We start from the raw sequence: 15525 nt of genomic DNA on the forward strand, positions 1-15525 counted from the left end.
GCGTTCCTAGCGTCGATGACATGAAAATCATCGAGGTCAGGAACCTTCGGAAGCAGTATCCGAACCACCTGGCGGTCGAGGACGTGTCGTTCGAGGTCGCCGAGGGCGAGATCTTCGGCATCCTGGGCCCGAACGGCGCCGGCAAGACCACCACGGTGGAATGCGTCGCGGGCCTGCGGCGGGCGGACGCCGGCACCGTACGGGTGACCGGTCTGGACCCGCGCCGGAACAGGGACGAGCTGCGCCAGGTGCTGGGCATGCAGCTGCAGAGCGCCGCCCTGCCAGAGAAGATCAAGGTGTGGGAGGCCTTGGACCTCTACGCCTCCTTCTACCCCGGCCCGGCCGACTGGACCGAGCTCATGGAGAAGGTCGGGCTCGGCGACAAGCGCGACACCGCGTTCAAGAAGTTGTCCGGCGGGCAGCGTCAGCGGCTGTCCGTGGCGCTGGCGCTGATCGGCCGCCCCCGTGTGGCGGTGCTCGACGAGCTGACGACCGGGCTCGACCCGCAGGCCCGCAGGGACACCTGGGAGCTGGTCCAGCAGGTACGCGAATCCGGGGTGACGATCGTCCTGGTCACCCACTTCATGGAGGAGGCCGAGCGGCTCTGCGACCGGCTCGCGCTCATCGACGCCGGCAAGGTGATCGCCACCGACACGCCTGCCGGGCTGGTGGCACAGGTGGGCGGGGAGCAGCGGGTGCGGTTCCGGCCCTCGGCGCCCGTGGCGGACGGCGTGCTGCTGGCCGTGCCGGAGGTACGCGAGGTGAGCAGGAACGGCAACCAGATCGTGGTCAGCGGCTCCGGCAACCTCGCCCCCGCGGTCACCCTCGCCCTCGCCCGGCACGAGATCGTTCCCGCAGACCTGCGTATCGAGCAGGCCACGCTCGACGACGCGTTCCTCGCGCTCACAGGAAGGAAGTTGGCATGAGGAAGATCCTCATCGTGGAGGCCAAGCTGCACCTGCGTGACTGGCCGTACATGCTCTTCACCATTGGCCTGCCGGTCGGCCTGCTGGTCGTCCTGGGGCTCACCATCCCGACGATGAGCAAGATCGGCGCGGGCGGGCTGCGGGCGGTGGACACGCAGTTGCCGAGCATGATGACGCTGCTCTCCCTGCTGGTGCTGGCCTGCAACGTGGTGCCGGCGGTGTTGTCGACGTACCGCGAGCAGGGCGTGCTCAGGCGGATGTCGACGACACCCGTGCATCCGGCGCGGCTGCTGGCCGTGCAGTTGCTGATCAACCTGGCGGCCGGGGTGGTCTCCACGACCATCCTGATCGTGTCGGCCCGGCTGGTGTTCGGCGCGGCGATGCCGCGGCAATGGGCCTGGTTCGTGCTGGTCTTCCTGCTCGGCACCGCCGCGTTGCTGGCGATCGGGCTGGTGATCGCCGCGCTCGCGCCCAACGGCAAGGCCGCGCCCGGGATCGGGTCGGTGGTGATGTTCCCGCTGATGTTCCTCGGAGGGATGTGGGTGCCGCGCGAGGTGATGCCGGACGCGCTCCGTACGGTCAGCGACTTCTCCGTGGCGGGGCCGGTCGCGCAGGCGCTCAGGGACACGTGGGCCGGCCAGGCCCCGCAGCCGCTGCACCTGGCGGTGATCCTCGGCGGGCTGGTGTTGTTCGGAGGCCTGGCCGCGCGCGTGTTCCGATGGGAGTGACCGGTGGGACTAGCGCCCGGCCCAGACCGGGCGCGCGCCGGTGACGTTGGTCATCAGCGAGTAGAGCGAGGTCGAGGCGGCGATGAACAGGCGGTTGCGCTTGGGACCGCCGAACACCAGGTTCGCGGTGGCCTCGGGCAGTTTGAGCCGGCCGATCAACGTGCCGTCGGGGTCGTAGCAGAGCAGCGCCTTGCCGGCCGCGACCCAGATCCGGCCGGTGTCGTCCAGCCGCATGCCGTCGAAGACGTCGTCGCCGCCGCCCTCGGCGAAGACTTTCCCGCCCGCCAGGGTGCCGTCCTCCCGCACGTCGAACACGCGCAGGTGCCGCTCCCTGGTGTCGGCCACGTAGAGCAGGCTCTCGTCCAGCGAGAACGCCAGGCCGTTCGGGCGGACGAAGTCGTCGGCCACGACGCGTACCTCGCCCGTCACCGGATCGGTCCGGTAGACGTGGCAGCCGTCGATCTCCTGCTCGGCGGCGTGCCCCTCGTAATTGCTGAGGATGCCGTACGGCGGGTCGGTGAACCAGACGGAGCCGTCGGAGCGGACCACCACGTCGTTGGGGCTGTTGAGCCGCTTGCCCTCCCACCGGTCGGCGATCACCGTGATCGAGCCGTCGTGCTCGGTGCGGGTGACGCGGCGGTTGCCGTGCTCGCAGGAGATCAGCCGGCCCTCGCGGTCGAGCGTGTTGCCATTGACGTAGCCGGACGGCTGGCGGAACGGCCCGACCGCGCCCGTCATCTCGTCCCAGCGCAACATCCGCTCGTTGGGGATGTCGCTCCACACCAGGAAACGGCCTGCGGGAAAGTACACAGGACCCTCTGACCAGCGGGTGCCGGTGTAGAGCACCTCGATCACATCGTCGCCGGCGACCGCGGCGAACCGCTCGTCGAGCACCTCGAACTCGGTGGGGATCGTTTTCGTCATGGCACCCACCATACGCCGTTCGGTTTGCGAGAGAAATGACGAGATATCATCCTGTGGTGGACGATATCGACAGGATGCTGATCGACCTGCTCCAGGAGGACGCGACGCAGTCGTACGCCGTCCTCGGCCGGGCGGTGGGCCTGTCCAGCGGCGCGGCCCACGAGCGGGTGCGCAAGCTGCGCGAGCGAGGCGTGATCAGGCGGACCACGATCGAGGTCGACCAGGCCGCGCTGGGGCGCGCCGTGACGGCGTACGTGCTGGTCGAGGGGAGCACGTGGATGGGCGACAGCGCCGACCGGCTGGCGGCGATCCGCGAGATCGAGGAGGCGCACGTCATCGCCGGGCCCGCGTCTGTGCTGCTCAAGGTCCGTACGGCGGGCACGAGGGAGCTGCAGGACGTGCTGCGGCGGGTGTTCGAGGTGGACGGCGTGACAGGGACGCAGACGGTCGTCGTCCTGGAGACGTTCTTCGAACGAACCCTCAAGTAAGCTCCAGGTATGACCAAGGTCGCCTGGAACGCCAAGGAGCTCACTGTCGGGCAGCTGGCCGAGCGCAGCGGCGTCGCTGTCTCCGCCCTGCACTTCTATGAGGCCAAGGGGCTCATCAAGAGCCGTCGTACGGCCGGCAACCAGCGCCGTTACGGGCGCGACAGCCTGCGCAGAGTCGCCTTCATCAGGCTGGCGCAGCGCATCGGGATCCCGCTCAAGACCATCAAGGACGCATTGGCGGAGCTACCGGACCAACGCACACCCACGCGCGACGACTGGGCGAGGCTGTCGGCCGCGTGGCGGAGCGAGCTGGACGATCGCATCCTGCAGCTGCAGCGGCTGCGGGACGACCTGACGGACTGCATCGGCTGCGGCTGCCTGTCGCTCGACCGGTGCCCCGTGGCCAACCCGTACGACCGGCTTGGAGACGAGGGGCCGGGCGCGCGACGCATCGACACCAAGCTGTGCCCGCCGGAGCTCGCGCAGGTCTGCTGCTCGGCGGAGCCGGCCGCCGTGGGCGGGCAGTGATCGTCAAGCCTTGATCGGCCGGGCCTGGCGGGGTGTCTCGGCCGGCGGGACGATCAAGGTGGGCCGGTGCGCGTGGTGCAGCACGTGGTTGGAGACGCTGCCGAGCAGCACCGACCTCGCCCCCGCCAGGCCGCGGGAGCCCGTCACGATCAGCGAGGCGTCGACCTCGTCGGCGACGTCCACGATGGTCTTCCAGATCGACTCGTTGCCGGCGACCGCCCGATAGCTCACGTCGGCGAGCCCAGACGCGATCGCCAGCTCGGCGCCCTCCCTCGCGTGCTGCTCCGCCTGGGCTTCCGCCTCGTCCCCGGTGTCAGGGTCGATCGCGGCCGCGGCCAGCGGGTACCGGCGCAGTTGGACGAGCAATGGCTCCCACACCGTCAGAACGACGGTCGGCTCGGCCGAGAGATGCTTGGCGGCGAACTCGATCGCGGTCCGCGCGTCAGCCGAGCCATCGTAGGCGACAAGGACGGTCATGGCGTGCTCCTCTTCCCTTCAGTCATCCGCTAGAGCACCGACGTGATCACTCCCATTCCGTAGGTCCTTGTCTGGTTCGTCACATCGACTCGGACCAGTGGTGTCCCGAGGTGTCGCCCCTGGGAACCTCCCGGGCTCGAGTCAGCATCCAATGGACGCTCGCCTGCTCTGCAGTGCGCTCCGGCGGCACCGTTGCTGTACGCGGCAGTGACCCTGATCATGCTCCAGATCGCCGCCCATCCGACGAGGCTTGATTGGTACGGAGATCCTGGGATTGTGGTCCTTGGCCGATCTGGACAGGGCTAGCTCCTGTAGTGGCTACGTGTGAAGCGGTGAGCCCGAATGCCGGGATCTCGCCTTACGCCGGCGCTCGACGAGGAAGCCCCACACTGATGCGGCAGCGATGGCGACAACGAGCAACACGGCGCTTCCGGCAACGTCGAGCACGTAGTGGTTCCCCGTGGTGAGCACGACTGCCGTCATGCCTAGGGGGAACACCCACGACAACAGCGCCAATCGTGGATGGGAGGCCCGCAACGCGTACCAAACGGCGTACGCGCACCACAGCGACCATCCCACGTGCATGCTGGGCATGGCCGAATAGAGGTTCTGGCCGCTTCCGATCTGTCGTGAGGCATGGCCGCCCAGGATGTCGTGCTCGGCAATGATGTCGACGACGCCCGGCAGAGCGAACCGTGGCGGCGACATGGGCAGCGCCCAGAAGACGGGCAGCACGAGGACGGCCATCGCGACGAGGGTCCGGCGGACCTTGACGTAGACATCGGCGTGCCGGACGAAGACCCACACCAGCACACCGATGATCGCGACGTAGTACAGGCGGTAGTAGTACACCGCCGGCTGGATCAGGGCCGAATGCTCGGTCAGCCACTGGTTGGCCCTCAGCGCGATGTCCAGGTGGAGGGCGTGCTCTATGGATTGCAGGGTCAGCGCGTTGGCGGTGGCGGCCGCGACGTCCTTCCCGGCAGCGGCATGAAGCCGCGAGAAGAGCAGGATCACGAGCAGCAGACCGACCACTTCAACGAGCGCGGCGGGGCGCCCACGTACGCTCTCGTCGAGCGCGCCCGACCGGACCCGCTCGATCAGGCGCGAGGATCGGCCGGTGGCAACCTCACGCCACCAGCGGACCCTATTCATTCGCCCCGCGCTCCATATCTAGAGATCCGCTCGCGACCTCCCCACATTACGGACGGTCGGATCGCCCGTACCGGGCGACCACTTCATGGGAAACAGGTCAGAAGAAGTGTGCACCGATCTCGGCCTGTAACCGCTCGGCCTCAGACGGATCGTCTTCCCCCGGCAGGGGTGCCGCTGGCTGGCCCATGTCGTCACCCTTCTGGTGAAGGTCGGTCCGGCTGCGTACGGGTCCACAGCCGTCCCTGGCACGGTAGTCCAGCCGCTTGGGACCGCTCCCGGTTGCGTCCGAGGCCGTACTCTCGACGAGGAGCGCCGCTGGTTTGACCTTGACGCTGCGTCAACTTCTAGCATCGGGGCCATGTCGATCACCGTTCTTGACACCTACTCCGCCATGAGGCAGATCCTGCTGGCCCCGGTCGCGGACCGCGTTGACCTGCTGCGTTCGATGCTGGAGGCCAACAGGGGCATGTACCGCTACAACCCCGGCGAGGTCGACCTGGTGGCCATGCACCTCGAAACATCCGGTTTCCCCATCGACCGCGACGAGGAGCGTTGCCTCGACGCGCTCGAAACCCTGGCGGCGGCCGGAGCCTGGGAGCGGATGCAACGCGCGCTCGACGACGCTCTCGCCGTACTGCTGGAGGCGACGCCGGGGCTGGAGGCCCCGGACATCACCGTGCTGTTCGTCCTCGGCGATCCGGCTGACAAGCATTTCATGGGTCCCTGCAAAGGATTGACCGGTTTCGGCGGCATCTCGGGCAACATCGCCATCACGTTCTGGCCCTTTCCCGAGAACGTGGAGCGGCTGGAGGCCACCGCCGTGCACGAACTGCACCACAACCTGCGGTGGGGCCCGGGCGGGGTCGTGTGGGACCCGATGACCGTCACGGTCGGCGATCACATCGTCGGCGAGGGCCTGGCCGACGCCTTCGCCCGCCAGCTCTACGGCGACGAGCTCGGCCCCGCCCGCATCGGCGTGCCGCACCTGCACGACGACGAGGTCTTCAGCAAGGTGCTCACCGGGCTCGACGTGACCGGCATGCACAACTTCACTGCCTGGGTGCACGGCGACCCCAGCGCCGAGCGCTTCGGCCTCACCCCGGTGGGACTGCCGATGGGTGCCGGGTACGCCGCGGGCAACAGGCTGGTCGACACCTACCTGGCGGCGACCGGGCAGACGGCGGCGCAGGCCCTGCACGCCGACAGCTCGGAGATCATCGCAGCCACGCTCCGCCGCGAGTAACACTGGAACGATGGAGTGGACGATCCAGGAACTCGCGACGAGGGCCGGCATCACCAGCCGCACCCTGCGTCACTACGACCGCGTCGGGCTCTTGGCCCCGTCCCGGGTCGGCGCGAACGGGTACCGCTACTACGACCCGGGCGCGGTCGCCCGGCTACAGCGGATCCTGCTCATGCGCCGGCTCGGCATGAGCTTGCCGGACATCGCCAAGGTCCTGGCAGACGAGGTGGACACGTGCGAGGGGCTCCGCGTCCACATCGCCGCACTGGAGGAGGAACGGGACCGCATCGAAAGGCAGATCCGCTCTGTGCGTCACACGCTCGAGGCCCTGCAGGCGGGGGCGGAACCGCGGATGGACGTCATGCTGGCGGGGTTCAACGACCGTTACAAGGACGAGGTGATCTCACTCTGGGGCGAGCGCGCGTTCCAAGTGAGCAACGACTGGTGGCACGGCAAGACCCTTGACCAGCAGCTGGCCTGGAAGCAGGCCACCGAAGACCTCGTCGCCGCATGGGTCGCCGCGGCGAGGGCCGGGATCTCTCCGACCTCGGCGCGTGCCCAGACGCTGGCCGCCCGGCACGTCCGGTGGCTGAGCGAGATCCCCGGTACGCCCACGGCGGACGGCAATCGGGAACAGTCGATCGCGATGGTGAAGGGCCTGGGGGACATGTACGTCGACGACCCCCGCTTCGCCGGCATGTACGACGACGCCGCGGGGGCGGCGTTCGTCCGCGACGCACTGCACGCGTACGCGCGGACCCAGATGTAGCTGTCTTGGCGGCTCCGCGCTCCGTGTCACCTTGATGGTTCCGCGCTTGGTGTGAGGTAACCACCTTTGGCCTGTCAGGGGATGCCGCGCGCCGGGTCGGCGTCGACGGCCAGCAGCGTCACATCGACGCGAAGCCGACGCCCGAACCGCGTCGGCGAGTGACGCGACACCGCAACGACGCGCCGCCGGACAGCCCGCCGCCAGCGTCAAGTTCCACAGCCGGAAACTGTACGAGGTAGGTCACGGGGTGGCGTTCAGCAGGTCCAACGCACTGTGCTGCCGGGCCGCGTCCATGCGGTCGAACGGTCCGGCCCAGCTCAGTCCGTACGCGTCGATGCTGTTGCGGTCGCTGGCGTACGCCCGGTCGGCCTGCCGTCGAAGGTAGGTGGTGTAGGCCCCGCCGGTCACCGTGTTGAGCTCACCGATCCCGCGGATGAACGCGCCCTTGAACGACGGTCCGTCACTGCCGCAGCCGTTACTCTCGCATGGTTCGCGCAGGATGCCGCCCGGATTGAGCGATGGACTGGTGGTGGCCGCATCGGCGATGCGGCGGGCCACGGCGAGTGCGTTGGTGTCGCCGGTGAGTTTGTTGAGCTGGACCAGTCCGTTGACGAGCACGCCCTGGTTGTAGGTCCAGGCCACGTCGCCATTGTTGCGGCAGGTGCTCATGTTGATGCCGTCGTTCACCAGGTTCGAGCTGTTGATCATTCCGGTGCTCTGGAACCAGCTCCAGCCGGCCTGCGCGCGTTGGCGATATGTCTGGTCACCGGGGATCCGGTAGGACAACGCAGCGTTGAGCTGAATGTAGAGGCTGTTGGCGATGGCGTTCTTGGTCAGCCGATCGGTCTTCCAGTAGACACCGCCCCCGCACCTGGTATCCCAGAAGCTGAACATGTGGTCCGCGTCGGCCCGGGCGGTGTTGAGGTAACGGACGTCCTTTGTGAGGTCGTACGCGGCGACCCAGGCCAGACCCCACCAGCCGGTGTCGTCGATGAATTCGTTGCGAAATTCGCCCTGGTGGGAGCCGCGCTGCTTGTCGTACGTGTTGGCGATCGTGTACTGGTAGCTGGCCATCCCGCTGACCCGGATGTTGTCGATGATCGCGGTGAGGGCATTGGCGCTGTTCCACCAGCCGGTGGTGTCGAACAGGCCAGTGCCCTGGTTGTAGGCCGTCATGAGCGCGGTCGCCGCGGCGGTGCGCCGGTCCCAGGCGTTCCAGGTGCTGCGGGCCCACGCGGTGCAGGCGATCTCGGGCCGGTCGCCCGCCTTGCCGCAGGCGCGTAGCACGCCGACGCCGCGGGTCGCCCAGTCATCCACATTGAACATCGCGGTACGCCAGCCGCCGGCGCCGGCCGGGATCGTGATGTTGCCGAGCCGGCTACCCGAACCCCAACTGCGCCCGCCGTCGAAGGACCGGTCGAGCCATGCCTCGTCGCCTGGCCGACCAGACTGGATCGACGCCCATGCCATCGCATCGACGTCGTTGACGTGCAAGGTAAGCCGGCGCCCGTAGAGGGTGGCGGTGACGGGCTGCCGTTCGGACGGCGCCAGGGCCGGGTCCCGCCCGTCGCAGAACCTGTTGCAGATGGCGGCGTTCGCCGCTGCGCCGGCCGCGAAGCCCGGTCCGGTGAGCGCCATGGCGGCACCGATCGCTGCGGCTTTGAGCCAGGAAAGCGACACAGGATCCTCCAGACAGACGTGCTCATGATGATGGGATCGCGGCCAGCAGCGCCCCGAGGCCACCGGCCTCGATGCTCATGGGTAGACCTTCGTGGAGGCACTAACAGACCAGGCGGGCGTCCGCCCAGTTGGCGTGGTCGTAGTTGACGCCGTCGCCGCCGTCGCCGGCCACCAGGTGCAGCGTCGTGCGACCCGAGATGCCGACGTCCACCTGCACCGGCGACGTCGTGGTCACCGACGGACTGGTGTACACCGTCACCCCGTCGGCGACGAGGGAGAATACGACGCTTCCCTGGCCGGCGGTCTCCGCGTCGATGCCGAGCACCGCGGTGAACCGGCTGCAGCCGCTCACCCCGAGTGCGACGTCTGCCGTGGCGTGCACGCCGACACCCTTCGGATAGAACACGCCGTTGACTGTCTGCACGCTGCCGTCAGATGTGAGCTGCTCACCGTTGGACTGGTCGCGCTCGGCCGCTCCCCAGCCGTTCGTGGACGATGTCCAGGCGCGGTCGGAGGCGAACGAGCCGGTGCCGGTGCCGCCGCAGACGAGAGTCGCGTCGCCCCAGTCGGCGTGGTCGTAGTTGGTGTCGTTGCGTGCGTTGGTCACCCGCAGTTCCAGGGCCAGGTAGCCGCCGGTCGACACCGCCAGCCTGGTGGGAGCCTGTCCACCGCTCTTCACCGCGGTGTAGCCGAGCAGCCGCCCGTCGCCATAGACCGCGAAGCGTGCGGAGCCGTTGCCGCCGCTCTCGGCGTCGATGCCGACCTGCGCGCTGAAGGTACGGCAGGCGCGGCCCAGATAGACGTGGACGGAGGAGTCGGCGTGGACGCCGATTCCCTTCGCGAACGTGGTGCCGCCGATGCTGATCGTGCGGCCGTCGCCGGCGCCCTGTTCGCCGTTGGACCGGTCGCGTTCGGCCGGGCCCCATCCGTTGGACGACGCGAGCCAGGTCAGGTCGCTGACCTGCAGCGTGCCCGATGCGGGTGCCGCGGCGAGCGTGCCGGCGCGGGTCACGCGGTACATCGCCACGCCGTGCGACGGGACGGTCGCGGAGACGCTGCCGGTCGAGGTTGTGGTCGCCTTCGACCAGAGGTCTTTTAAGGTGTACTGGCTGGAGCCGCCGATGCCCAGTGCGGCCGCCGTGGTCGCCACCGTCGCTGCGGCGCCGGTCCGGTTGAGCAGCACCACGGCGACCGAGCCGTCGCTCATCGGCTTCGCCCACACCTCGGTCTCGCCGAAATCGGCCACCCGGCGCCCCTGCGAGCCGCCCCAGTCCTGGTTGACCGCGATCACGTCCGCGTTCTTCACAATGGACAGTGTGCTGGCGGAGACCGAGCGCAGGTCGTTGCCGAGCAGCAGCGGCGAGGACAGCAGCGCCCACAGCGAGAAGTGCGTCGTGTATTCCGCCTGGGTCATGCCGCCGTTGCCGACCTCCAGCATGTCGGGGTCGTTGTAGAAACCCTTGCGGGCGAACGGTTCGAGGCCGGCCTGCTGGTCGAGGATCGAGGCCATGCTGGCCCACGAGTCGTTGATGTCGTCGGTGGTGCGCCAGACGACCCCGCCGACCGTGGGGGCGAACAGCCACGGCTCGGCGAGGCCCCAGTTGCAGATGCTGTACACGATGGCGCGGCCGGTGGCCCGCAACGCCTCACCCATGGCCCGGTAGCGGTCGGCGTCGGGACGGTTCTGGTGGTTGCAGTTGTCGTATTTGAGGTAGTCGACCTCCCAGGCGGCGAAGGTCTGCGCGTCGATGGTCTCGTGGTCGAGGCTTCCTGGCAGTCCCTGGCAGGTGGCGGTGCCGGCGGACTCGTAGATGCCGAGCTTGAGTCCGCGGGCGTGAACGTAGTCGGCGAGGGCCTTGATGCCGCCCGGGAAGCGGGTCGGGTGCGGCTGGAGGCGGCCCTGCGCGTCACGCGTGCCGGCCATCCAGCAGTCGTCGATATTGACGTACCTGTAGCCGGCATCGCGCAGTCCGGTGCTGACCAGCGCGTCGGCCGTGCTCCTGATCAGGTTTTCGTCGATGTTGCAACCGAAGCGGTTCCAGCTGTTCCAGCCCATCGGGGGTGCGGTGAGCGGGCCGGGCGGGGGCGTGGCCGAGGCAGCGGCCGGGGTGGCGGTCGGCCCGGCGACAACGATGAGGGTTGCGGCGGCCAGGACGGTGGCGAGCACGGCGGTGCGGAGGATGCGGACGAGGGAATGCATTCCGACTCCCTGGATGCGACGCGCCGTGAGAGCGCTCTCAGGAAAGAACCTTTACCATCAGCTTCATTGCTGTCAATGTCTACATGAGTCGATGCGTTCACCGGCCCGCCGCAACCCTCGGGCGTTTACGCAGGTGTTTCGTATATGTGAATCCGGATTACCTAAAAGTAACAGTTTGCTAACGTGACGGATCGCGATGGAATGCACGGGAGGACATTCGGATGAGACCTCGCCCGCCCGGATTAGCCGGTTATTACCGCATGGCTGCCGTCGCAGCGACGCTGCTTGTCACGGTCGCAATGACGGCGTTGGTGATGCCGCATGCCGCGAAGGCGGCGCCCGCCGCGCTGCAGGTGTATCCCGTTGCGTCGATCTACCCGGCCTCGGTGGACTACCGTCTGATGGTGAACGGGCAGACCGTGCCGGTGATGCGGTATGCCGGATACGACATCGCGCAGTTCGCCATGGGTGCCGGCACGGCCACCATTGCCGTCACCAAGATCAACAATACCGCCATCGGCTCCTACAGCATCAGTCCGGCGAAGCTGAACCTCGCCGCCTCGGTCAGTGGTCCCACGCTCACGTTCACGGTGCCGAACGACGAGTACCTGATCGTCAAGGTCGACGGCCGTCCCCGACTGGTCATCGCGATCGATCCCGCGGAGACCGACCGGCCGCCGTCCAACGGCACCGGCATCTTCAACGTCCGCAGCGCCCCGTACTCCGCGCAGCCCGGCACCGCGTACTCGACCGTCGCCTTCCAGAACGCGCTCAACGACGCCGCTGCGTGGGGTACGGCCAACGGCAGGCAGGGCACCGTGTACGTGCCCGCGGGCGTCTACACCGTCGGCAACCTCTACCTGCGCAGCGACCTGGCGTTCTACCTCGAGCCGGGCGCGGTGCTGCGCTATACCGGCGAGCGCGCCCACTACGCCGCACACTCGCACAAGGACTCGCAGCAGCGCGACCTCACCTGGTTCATTTCGACCCGCTACTCCACGCGAAACATCTCCATCTACGGCCGGGGCGTCATCGACGGCAACGGCATGGCGTCTCTAGCGCCGGGCAACCTGGGCGTCAACCTGCTTGTCCCGATCTACACCGACCGCTTCACGCTGGACGGCATCACGCTCCGCGAGTCGAGCAGTTGGGCCCTCATGCCCACCAGGTCGTCCAATATGACGTTCCGGAACCTGAAGATGTTCAACCGGTTCGACATGGGCGAGAACGACGGCATCGACGTTATCGAGTCCACCGACGTCACCGTCACGCACGCGATCGGCATCGGGCTGGACGACCCGTTCACCACCAAGACCTGGGGCAGCGACGTCGACCTGTTCCGCAACGTCCCCGGCGATCCGCGTCCGCTCGACGGCGTCGTGTTCGACGACCTGGTCAGCTGGACCTACTGCTATGGGATCAAGGTCGGCCAAGGGGTGGTCCAACCGCAGAGCAACGTCACCTTCCGACGCGTCGTCGTCTACGACGCCGCCGTGGGCATCGGCGTCCATCACAAGTACGGCGCCGCGAGCGCCACGAACATCCGGTTCGAGGACGTGGACATCGAGCGGCTCAGCTTCACCAACGACAGCAACCGGACCTGGCTGGCCCTGTGGATCGGGGCCAACCTCGGCGTCGGCCCTATCGACCAGGTCAGGGTGGCGGACGTGCGGGTCCGCGACGCGGGCACCACACCCGCGCGTATCAACGGGCAGCCCGGCGCGCCGATCACCGGCGTGACCCTCGACCACGTCGTGATGCCCGGTAGCACCAGCCCGGCGACCACGCTGCAGCAGATGAACCTTACCAACCTGTCCCACCACGGACCTATCACGATCATCTCGTAGCGGCTCGTGCAAGGGCCGCGAATCCCGCTGAGCAGGGCCCGCCACCAGGCCAGCACCCCGTACCAGGCGAAAACGACACCGGTTCTCGGCGCATGCCCCCTCCTGGAAGGTGATGGTCGTACGCCCGCGCGGGGACGCCCCACCGGCGGTGGCCGCGTTGCTGCGGCACATCAGGTAGCTTTCCGCCCTCAACTGGGCAAGAGCCAGCCGCGGTTCTGCCCCGTGACCGGGCGTGCGTTATCAAAGCTCATGATCACGCGGATCTGTCGGTCAGGTACGGTTCCAGCCGGACAAGCCGTGTCCGTAAATCTTGTTACCAGGGTGTTCGACCGGTGAGAAGATCGGGCGTGCTCCGAATAGCAGACGCAGTACTCGCCAGATTGCCGGAACCGCTGCACGCACTTGCGCTGAAGCACCGTGAACTGCTGAAGTTCGCGGTGGTGGGTGGAACAGCGTTCTTAGTGGACAACACGGTGTTCTATGGGCTGAAGCTGACCATTTTGGAACCGAAGCCGGTGACCGCGAAGATCATCGCGGTGCTCGTGGCGACGATCGTGTCCTACGTGTTGAACCGCGAATGGTCGTTCCGGACCAGGGGCGGCCGCGAGCGCCGTCACGAGGCGGCGCTGTTCTTCCTTGTCAGTGGCGTCGGTCTAGTGCTCAGCTCCGCGCCGCTATGGATCTCCCGGTACGTATTTCGTCTGGAGACCCCGGATGTGAGCCTGGTGACCCAGGAGATCGCCGACTTCATGAGCGCGCAGATCATCGGCACGCTGATCGCCATGGTCTTCCGCTTCTGGGCGCTCCGGAAGTGGGTCTTCCCCGACGAGAAGACCCAGTCCGGCAGCGTGCGACTGGCTCCCACTCCCGATTCCACGGACGAGGCGGCTTGATGGCAGCGAATCCAGAAGCCGTTTCGGCGGTTGGACTGCTTCATGCCGCTGCTGCGCCCCATGAGCCCGGCCTCGCGGACGACCGCCGAATAGATAGCAAACAAAGTCCAGTAAGTCCGACATCACGGAGCGTTATCGAAGCTCATGATCACGCGGACTTGCTCACGGAATCGCGGATTCTACACGTGCCAATTGTAGGTTCCGTGTTTCGGTGTCACATGCTGGTCCTGTGAGCTGGGCGTTTTGGCGGTTCCGCGCTCCGTGTCACCTTGATCATTCCGCGCTTGATGTCATTTCCTCGGCGTCCGGCGGAAACAGCACACCGTGCAACGCCCGAAACCCTGGGTCTCCTGGCCTGAAAGCCTTGGACCGTGGAGGAAACGGGCGGGCTGCCCATCCGGCTACTGTTGCTCCGCATGACGCATACCGAGATGGAGATCACCGCGGAGTTGGTGCGGGGTCTGCTGCGCGATCAGCACCCCGACCTGGCCGATTACCCTGTGAGGCTCGGCGCGCGGGGCTGGGACAACCAGCTCTGGCGGCTCGGCGACGACCTCGCCGTCCGGTTGCCCTGGGCGACGCAGGACGCGGACGAGCTGCTGCGCAAGGAGCACACCTGGCTGCCGCCCTCGCCCCGCGCTTCCCGCTGCCGGTTCCCGTCCCGCAGCGCCTCGGCGAGCCCTCCGCTCTGTTTCCGCGACCCTGGATCGTCACCACCTGGGTGCCGGGCGAGCCCGCCGACCGCGCCCCCGTCACGCGCGCCGCGGAGGCCGCCGACGCCCTGGCCGCCTTCCTGACGGCGCTGCACCAACCCGCACCCGATGAGGCGCCCGCCGGCCGCTTTGGCCGCGGAGGGTCGCTGGCCGACTGCTCTGCGGGGTTCGCCAAGCAGCTCGCCGAGGCCATCGAGATGGGGCTCGGGGCTCGACGAGCAACGGAACGAAAAGTCTCGGTTTCCAAGGTCTCCGAGCACCAAAACCGAGACTGGTCGTTCCAATGCTCGTCAGCCACATGGAGGCGCTGGTCAGAAGGGGCGCACGTGTGGTAACGGTTTGATCGCTTACCCGACCGCGAAGCGGTGCGGTGTCCTAATTTGCCGCCTATGCGGTGGAGTTCCTGACCGATGCCGGCCTGAGTTAAAGATGAGTTAAGCAAATCTGGTTAGCTTCTTTTAAACCCTTGTCCAGCATGCTGCGGGGCATGGCGAACATAAAGATTGCCCTGAAGGGAGCAGCCTTCCTCGCTACCTCAGTGGTCCTCGTGTCATGCGGCGGTGGCCCCGGGGCGCAGGGAGACTCCGGTGATCAGGCGAAGTACGCGGCGTGCCTGCGGGATCAGGGTCTCACCGTCACGGAGCGGAGCGACGGGCTGGACATCAAGGCGGACTCCCCGGAGAAGAGCAACGCGGCCAAGTCGGCCTGTAAGCAGTACGCCCCGGCCGGTGAGGAGGTGTCGCCCGAGGACAAGAAGCAGGCGATGGACACCGCGCTCCAGTACGTCGCGTGCATGCGCAAGGCGGGAGTCGACATGCCGGACCCGAAGCAGGATCCTGACGGCGGTGTCGCTGTAAAGCTGCCGGACGGGATGACCGAGGACACGCCGGTGGTTCAGCAGGCGCAGAAGGCGTGCAAGGAGCAGGCTCCTGGGAACTCCGAGTGAGGCGCACG

Annotated in this window: 15 protein-coding genes; 10 read left to right on the forward strand and 5 right to left on the reverse strand. The window is 67.6% G+C overall.

Features of this window, described 5'->3' with window-relative positions; genetic code table 11:
- The first annotated feature begins 20 nt into the window (after positions 1-20).
- Both EDD27_RS43115 and EDD27_RS43120 read left to right on the forward strand, forming a co-directional pair.
- On the forward strand, positions 21-926 hold the full coding sequence (locus tag EDD27_RS43115) for an ABC transporter ATP-binding protein (RefSeq protein WP_127937783.1): 906 nt from the start codon (positions 21-23) through the stop codon (positions 924-926).
- Entirely contained in the window at positions 923-1654 is a 732-nt protein-coding gene (locus tag EDD27_RS43120) for an ABC transporter permease (protein WP_127937785.1), read from the forward strand. The genes EDD27_RS43115 and EDD27_RS43120 overlap by 4 nt, the downstream gene beginning before the upstream one ends.
- Before the next feature lie 9 nt (positions 1655-1663).
- Here EDD27_RS43120 and EDD27_RS43125 read toward each other — a convergent pair whose 3' ends face one another.
- Positions 1664-2578 carry an SMP-30/gluconolactonase/LRE family protein gene (locus EDD27_RS43125; protein WP_127937787.1) on the reverse strand — a complete coding sequence of 305 codons (915 nt, stop codon included), beginning with the start codon at positions 2576-2578 and terminating at the stop codon, positions 1664-1666.
- A gap of 56 nt (positions 2579-2634) precedes the next feature.
- Between EDD27_RS43125 and EDD27_RS43130 the strand changes: the two genes are divergently transcribed.
- Together EDD27_RS43130 and soxR are read left to right on the forward strand one after the other, a co-directional pair.
- Complete coding sequence (locus EDD27_RS43130) at positions 2635-3066, forward strand: Lrp/AsnC family transcriptional regulator (protein WP_127937789.1); 432 nt, start codon at positions 2635-2637, stop codon at positions 3064-3066.
- Positions 3067-3075: 9 nt separating this feature from the next.
- A complete protein-coding gene (gene soxR / locus EDD27_RS43135; RefSeq protein ID WP_127937791.1) occupies positions 3076-3594 on the forward strand; it encodes a redox-sensitive transcriptional activator SoxR in 519 nt (172 codons plus the stop codon).
- A 3-nt stretch (positions 3595-3597) separates the two neighbouring features.
- On the opposite strand, the gene EDD27_RS43140 is transcribed toward soxR, so the two are convergent.
- Both EDD27_RS43140 and EDD27_RS43145 read right to left on the reverse strand, forming a co-directional pair.
- Positions 3598-4071, reverse strand: a complete 474-nt coding sequence (locus EDD27_RS43140) for a universal stress protein (RefSeq protein WP_127937793.1) — start codon at positions 4069-4071, stop codon at positions 3598-3600.
- A gap of 318 nt (positions 4072-4389) precedes the next feature.
- On the reverse strand, positions 4390-5226 hold the full coding sequence (locus EDD27_RS43145; protein ID WP_127937795.1) for a phosphatase PAP2 family protein: 837 nt from the start codon (positions 5224-5226) through the stop codon (positions 4390-4392).
- A gap of 358 nt (positions 5227-5584) precedes the next feature.
- Between EDD27_RS43145 and EDD27_RS43150 the strand changes: the two genes are divergently transcribed.
- Both EDD27_RS43150 and EDD27_RS43155 read left to right on the forward strand, forming a co-directional pair.
- Positions 5585-6469, forward strand: coding sequence for a DUF2268 domain-containing putative Zn-dependent protease (locus tag EDD27_RS43150; RefSeq protein ID WP_127937797.1), 885 nt, complete (start codon positions 5585-5587; stop codon positions 6467-6469).
- Between the two features lie 10 nt (positions 6470-6479).
- Entirely contained in the window at positions 6480-7238 is a 759-nt protein-coding gene (locus tag EDD27_RS43155) for a MerR family transcriptional regulator (RefSeq protein WP_127937799.1), read from the forward strand.
- Between the two features lie 240 nt (positions 7239-7478).
- On the opposite strand, the gene EDD27_RS43160 is transcribed toward EDD27_RS43155, so the two are convergent.
- Both EDD27_RS43160 and EDD27_RS43165 read right to left on the reverse strand, forming a co-directional pair.
- On the reverse strand, positions 7479-8918 hold the full coding sequence (locus EDD27_RS43160) for a glycoside hydrolase family 76 protein (RefSeq protein ID WP_206641906.1): 1440 nt from the start codon (positions 8916-8918) through the stop codon (positions 7479-7481).
- Between the two features lie 100 nt (positions 8919-9018).
- Positions 9019-11118: an NPCBM/NEW2 domain-containing protein gene (locus EDD27_RS43165; protein WP_127937801.1), complete on the reverse strand. Its 2100-nt coding sequence runs from the start codon at positions 11116-11118 to the stop codon at positions 9019-9021.
- 260 nt (positions 11119-11378) lie between these two features.
- On the opposite strand from EDD27_RS43165, the gene EDD27_RS43170 reads away from it, so the two are divergent.
- The 4 genes from EDD27_RS43170 (at position 11379) to EDD27_RS43190 (ending at position 15517) form a co-directional block, all read left to right on the forward strand.
- Positions 11379-12965, forward strand: coding sequence for a glycosyl hydrolase family 28 protein (locus EDD27_RS43170; RefSeq protein WP_206641907.1), 1587 nt, complete (start codon positions 11379-11381; stop codon positions 12963-12965).
- Between the two features lie 380 nt (positions 12966-13345).
- Complete coding sequence (locus tag EDD27_RS43180) at positions 13346-13858, forward strand: GtrA family protein (protein ID WP_241564554.1); 513 nt, start codon at positions 13346-13348, stop codon at positions 13856-13858.
- Between the two features lie 229 nt (positions 13859-14087).
- Positions 14088-14906, forward strand: coding sequence for a phosphotransferase (locus EDD27_RS59045; RefSeq protein WP_421916678.1), 819 nt, complete (start codon positions 14088-14090; stop codon positions 14904-14906).
- 152 nt (positions 14907-15058) lie between these two features.
- Complete coding sequence (locus EDD27_RS43190) at positions 15059-15517, forward strand: hypothetical protein (RefSeq protein WP_127937807.1); 459 nt, start codon at positions 15059-15061, stop codon at positions 15515-15517.
- Positions 15518-15525: the final 8 nt, after the last annotated feature.

It is taken from the genome of Nonomuraea polychroma (genome assembly GCF_004011505.1).
Classification (GTDB): Bacteria; Actinomycetota; Actinomycetes; order Streptosporangiales; family Streptosporangiaceae; genus Nonomuraea; species Nonomuraea polychroma.

Bases quoted from the DNA above. Each gene is read 5' to 3' on its own strand.
- EDD27_RS43165 (WP_127937801.1), bottom strand. From the start codon at position 11,118: ATGCATTCCCTCGTCCGCATCCTCCGCACCGCCGTGCTCGCCACCGTC.
- EDD27_RS43125 (WP_127937787.1), bottom strand. From the start codon at position 2,578: ATGACGAAAACGATCCCCACCGAGTTCGAGGTGCTCGACGAGCGGTTC.
- EDD27_RS43190 (WP_127937807.1), top strand. From the start codon at position 15,059: ATGGCGAACATAAAGATTGCCCTGAAGGGAGCAGCCTTCCTCGCTACC.
- EDD27_RS43170 (WP_206641907.1), top strand. From the start codon at position 11,379: ATGGCTGCCGTCGCAGCGACGCTGCTTGTCACGGTCGCAATGACGGCG.
- EDD27_RS43115 (WP_127937783.1), top strand. From the start codon at position 21: ATGAAAATCATCGAGGTCAGGAACCTTCGGAAGCAGTATCCGAACCAC.
- EDD27_RS43120 (WP_127937785.1), top strand. From the start codon at position 923: ATGAGGAAGATCCTCATCGTGGAGGCCAAGCTGCACCTGCGTGACTGG.
- soxR (WP_127937791.1), top strand. From the start codon at position 3,076: ATGACCAAGGTCGCCTGGAACGCCAAGGAGCTCACTGTCGGGCAGCTG.
- EDD27_RS43150 (WP_127937797.1), top strand. From the start codon at position 5,585: ATGTCGATCACCGTTCTTGACACCTACTCCGCCATGAGGCAGATCCTG.
- EDD27_RS43155 (WP_127937799.1), top strand. From the start codon at position 6,480: ATGGAGTGGACGATCCAGGAACTCGCGACGAGGGCCGGCATCACCAGC.
- EDD27_RS43145 (WP_127937795.1), bottom strand. From the start codon at position 5,226: ATGAATAGGGTCCGCTGGTGGCGTGAGGTTGCCACCGGCCGATCCTCG.
- EDD27_RS43140 (WP_127937793.1), bottom strand. From the start codon at position 4,071: ATGACCGTCCTTGTCGCCTACGATGGCTCGGCTGACGCGCGGACCGCG.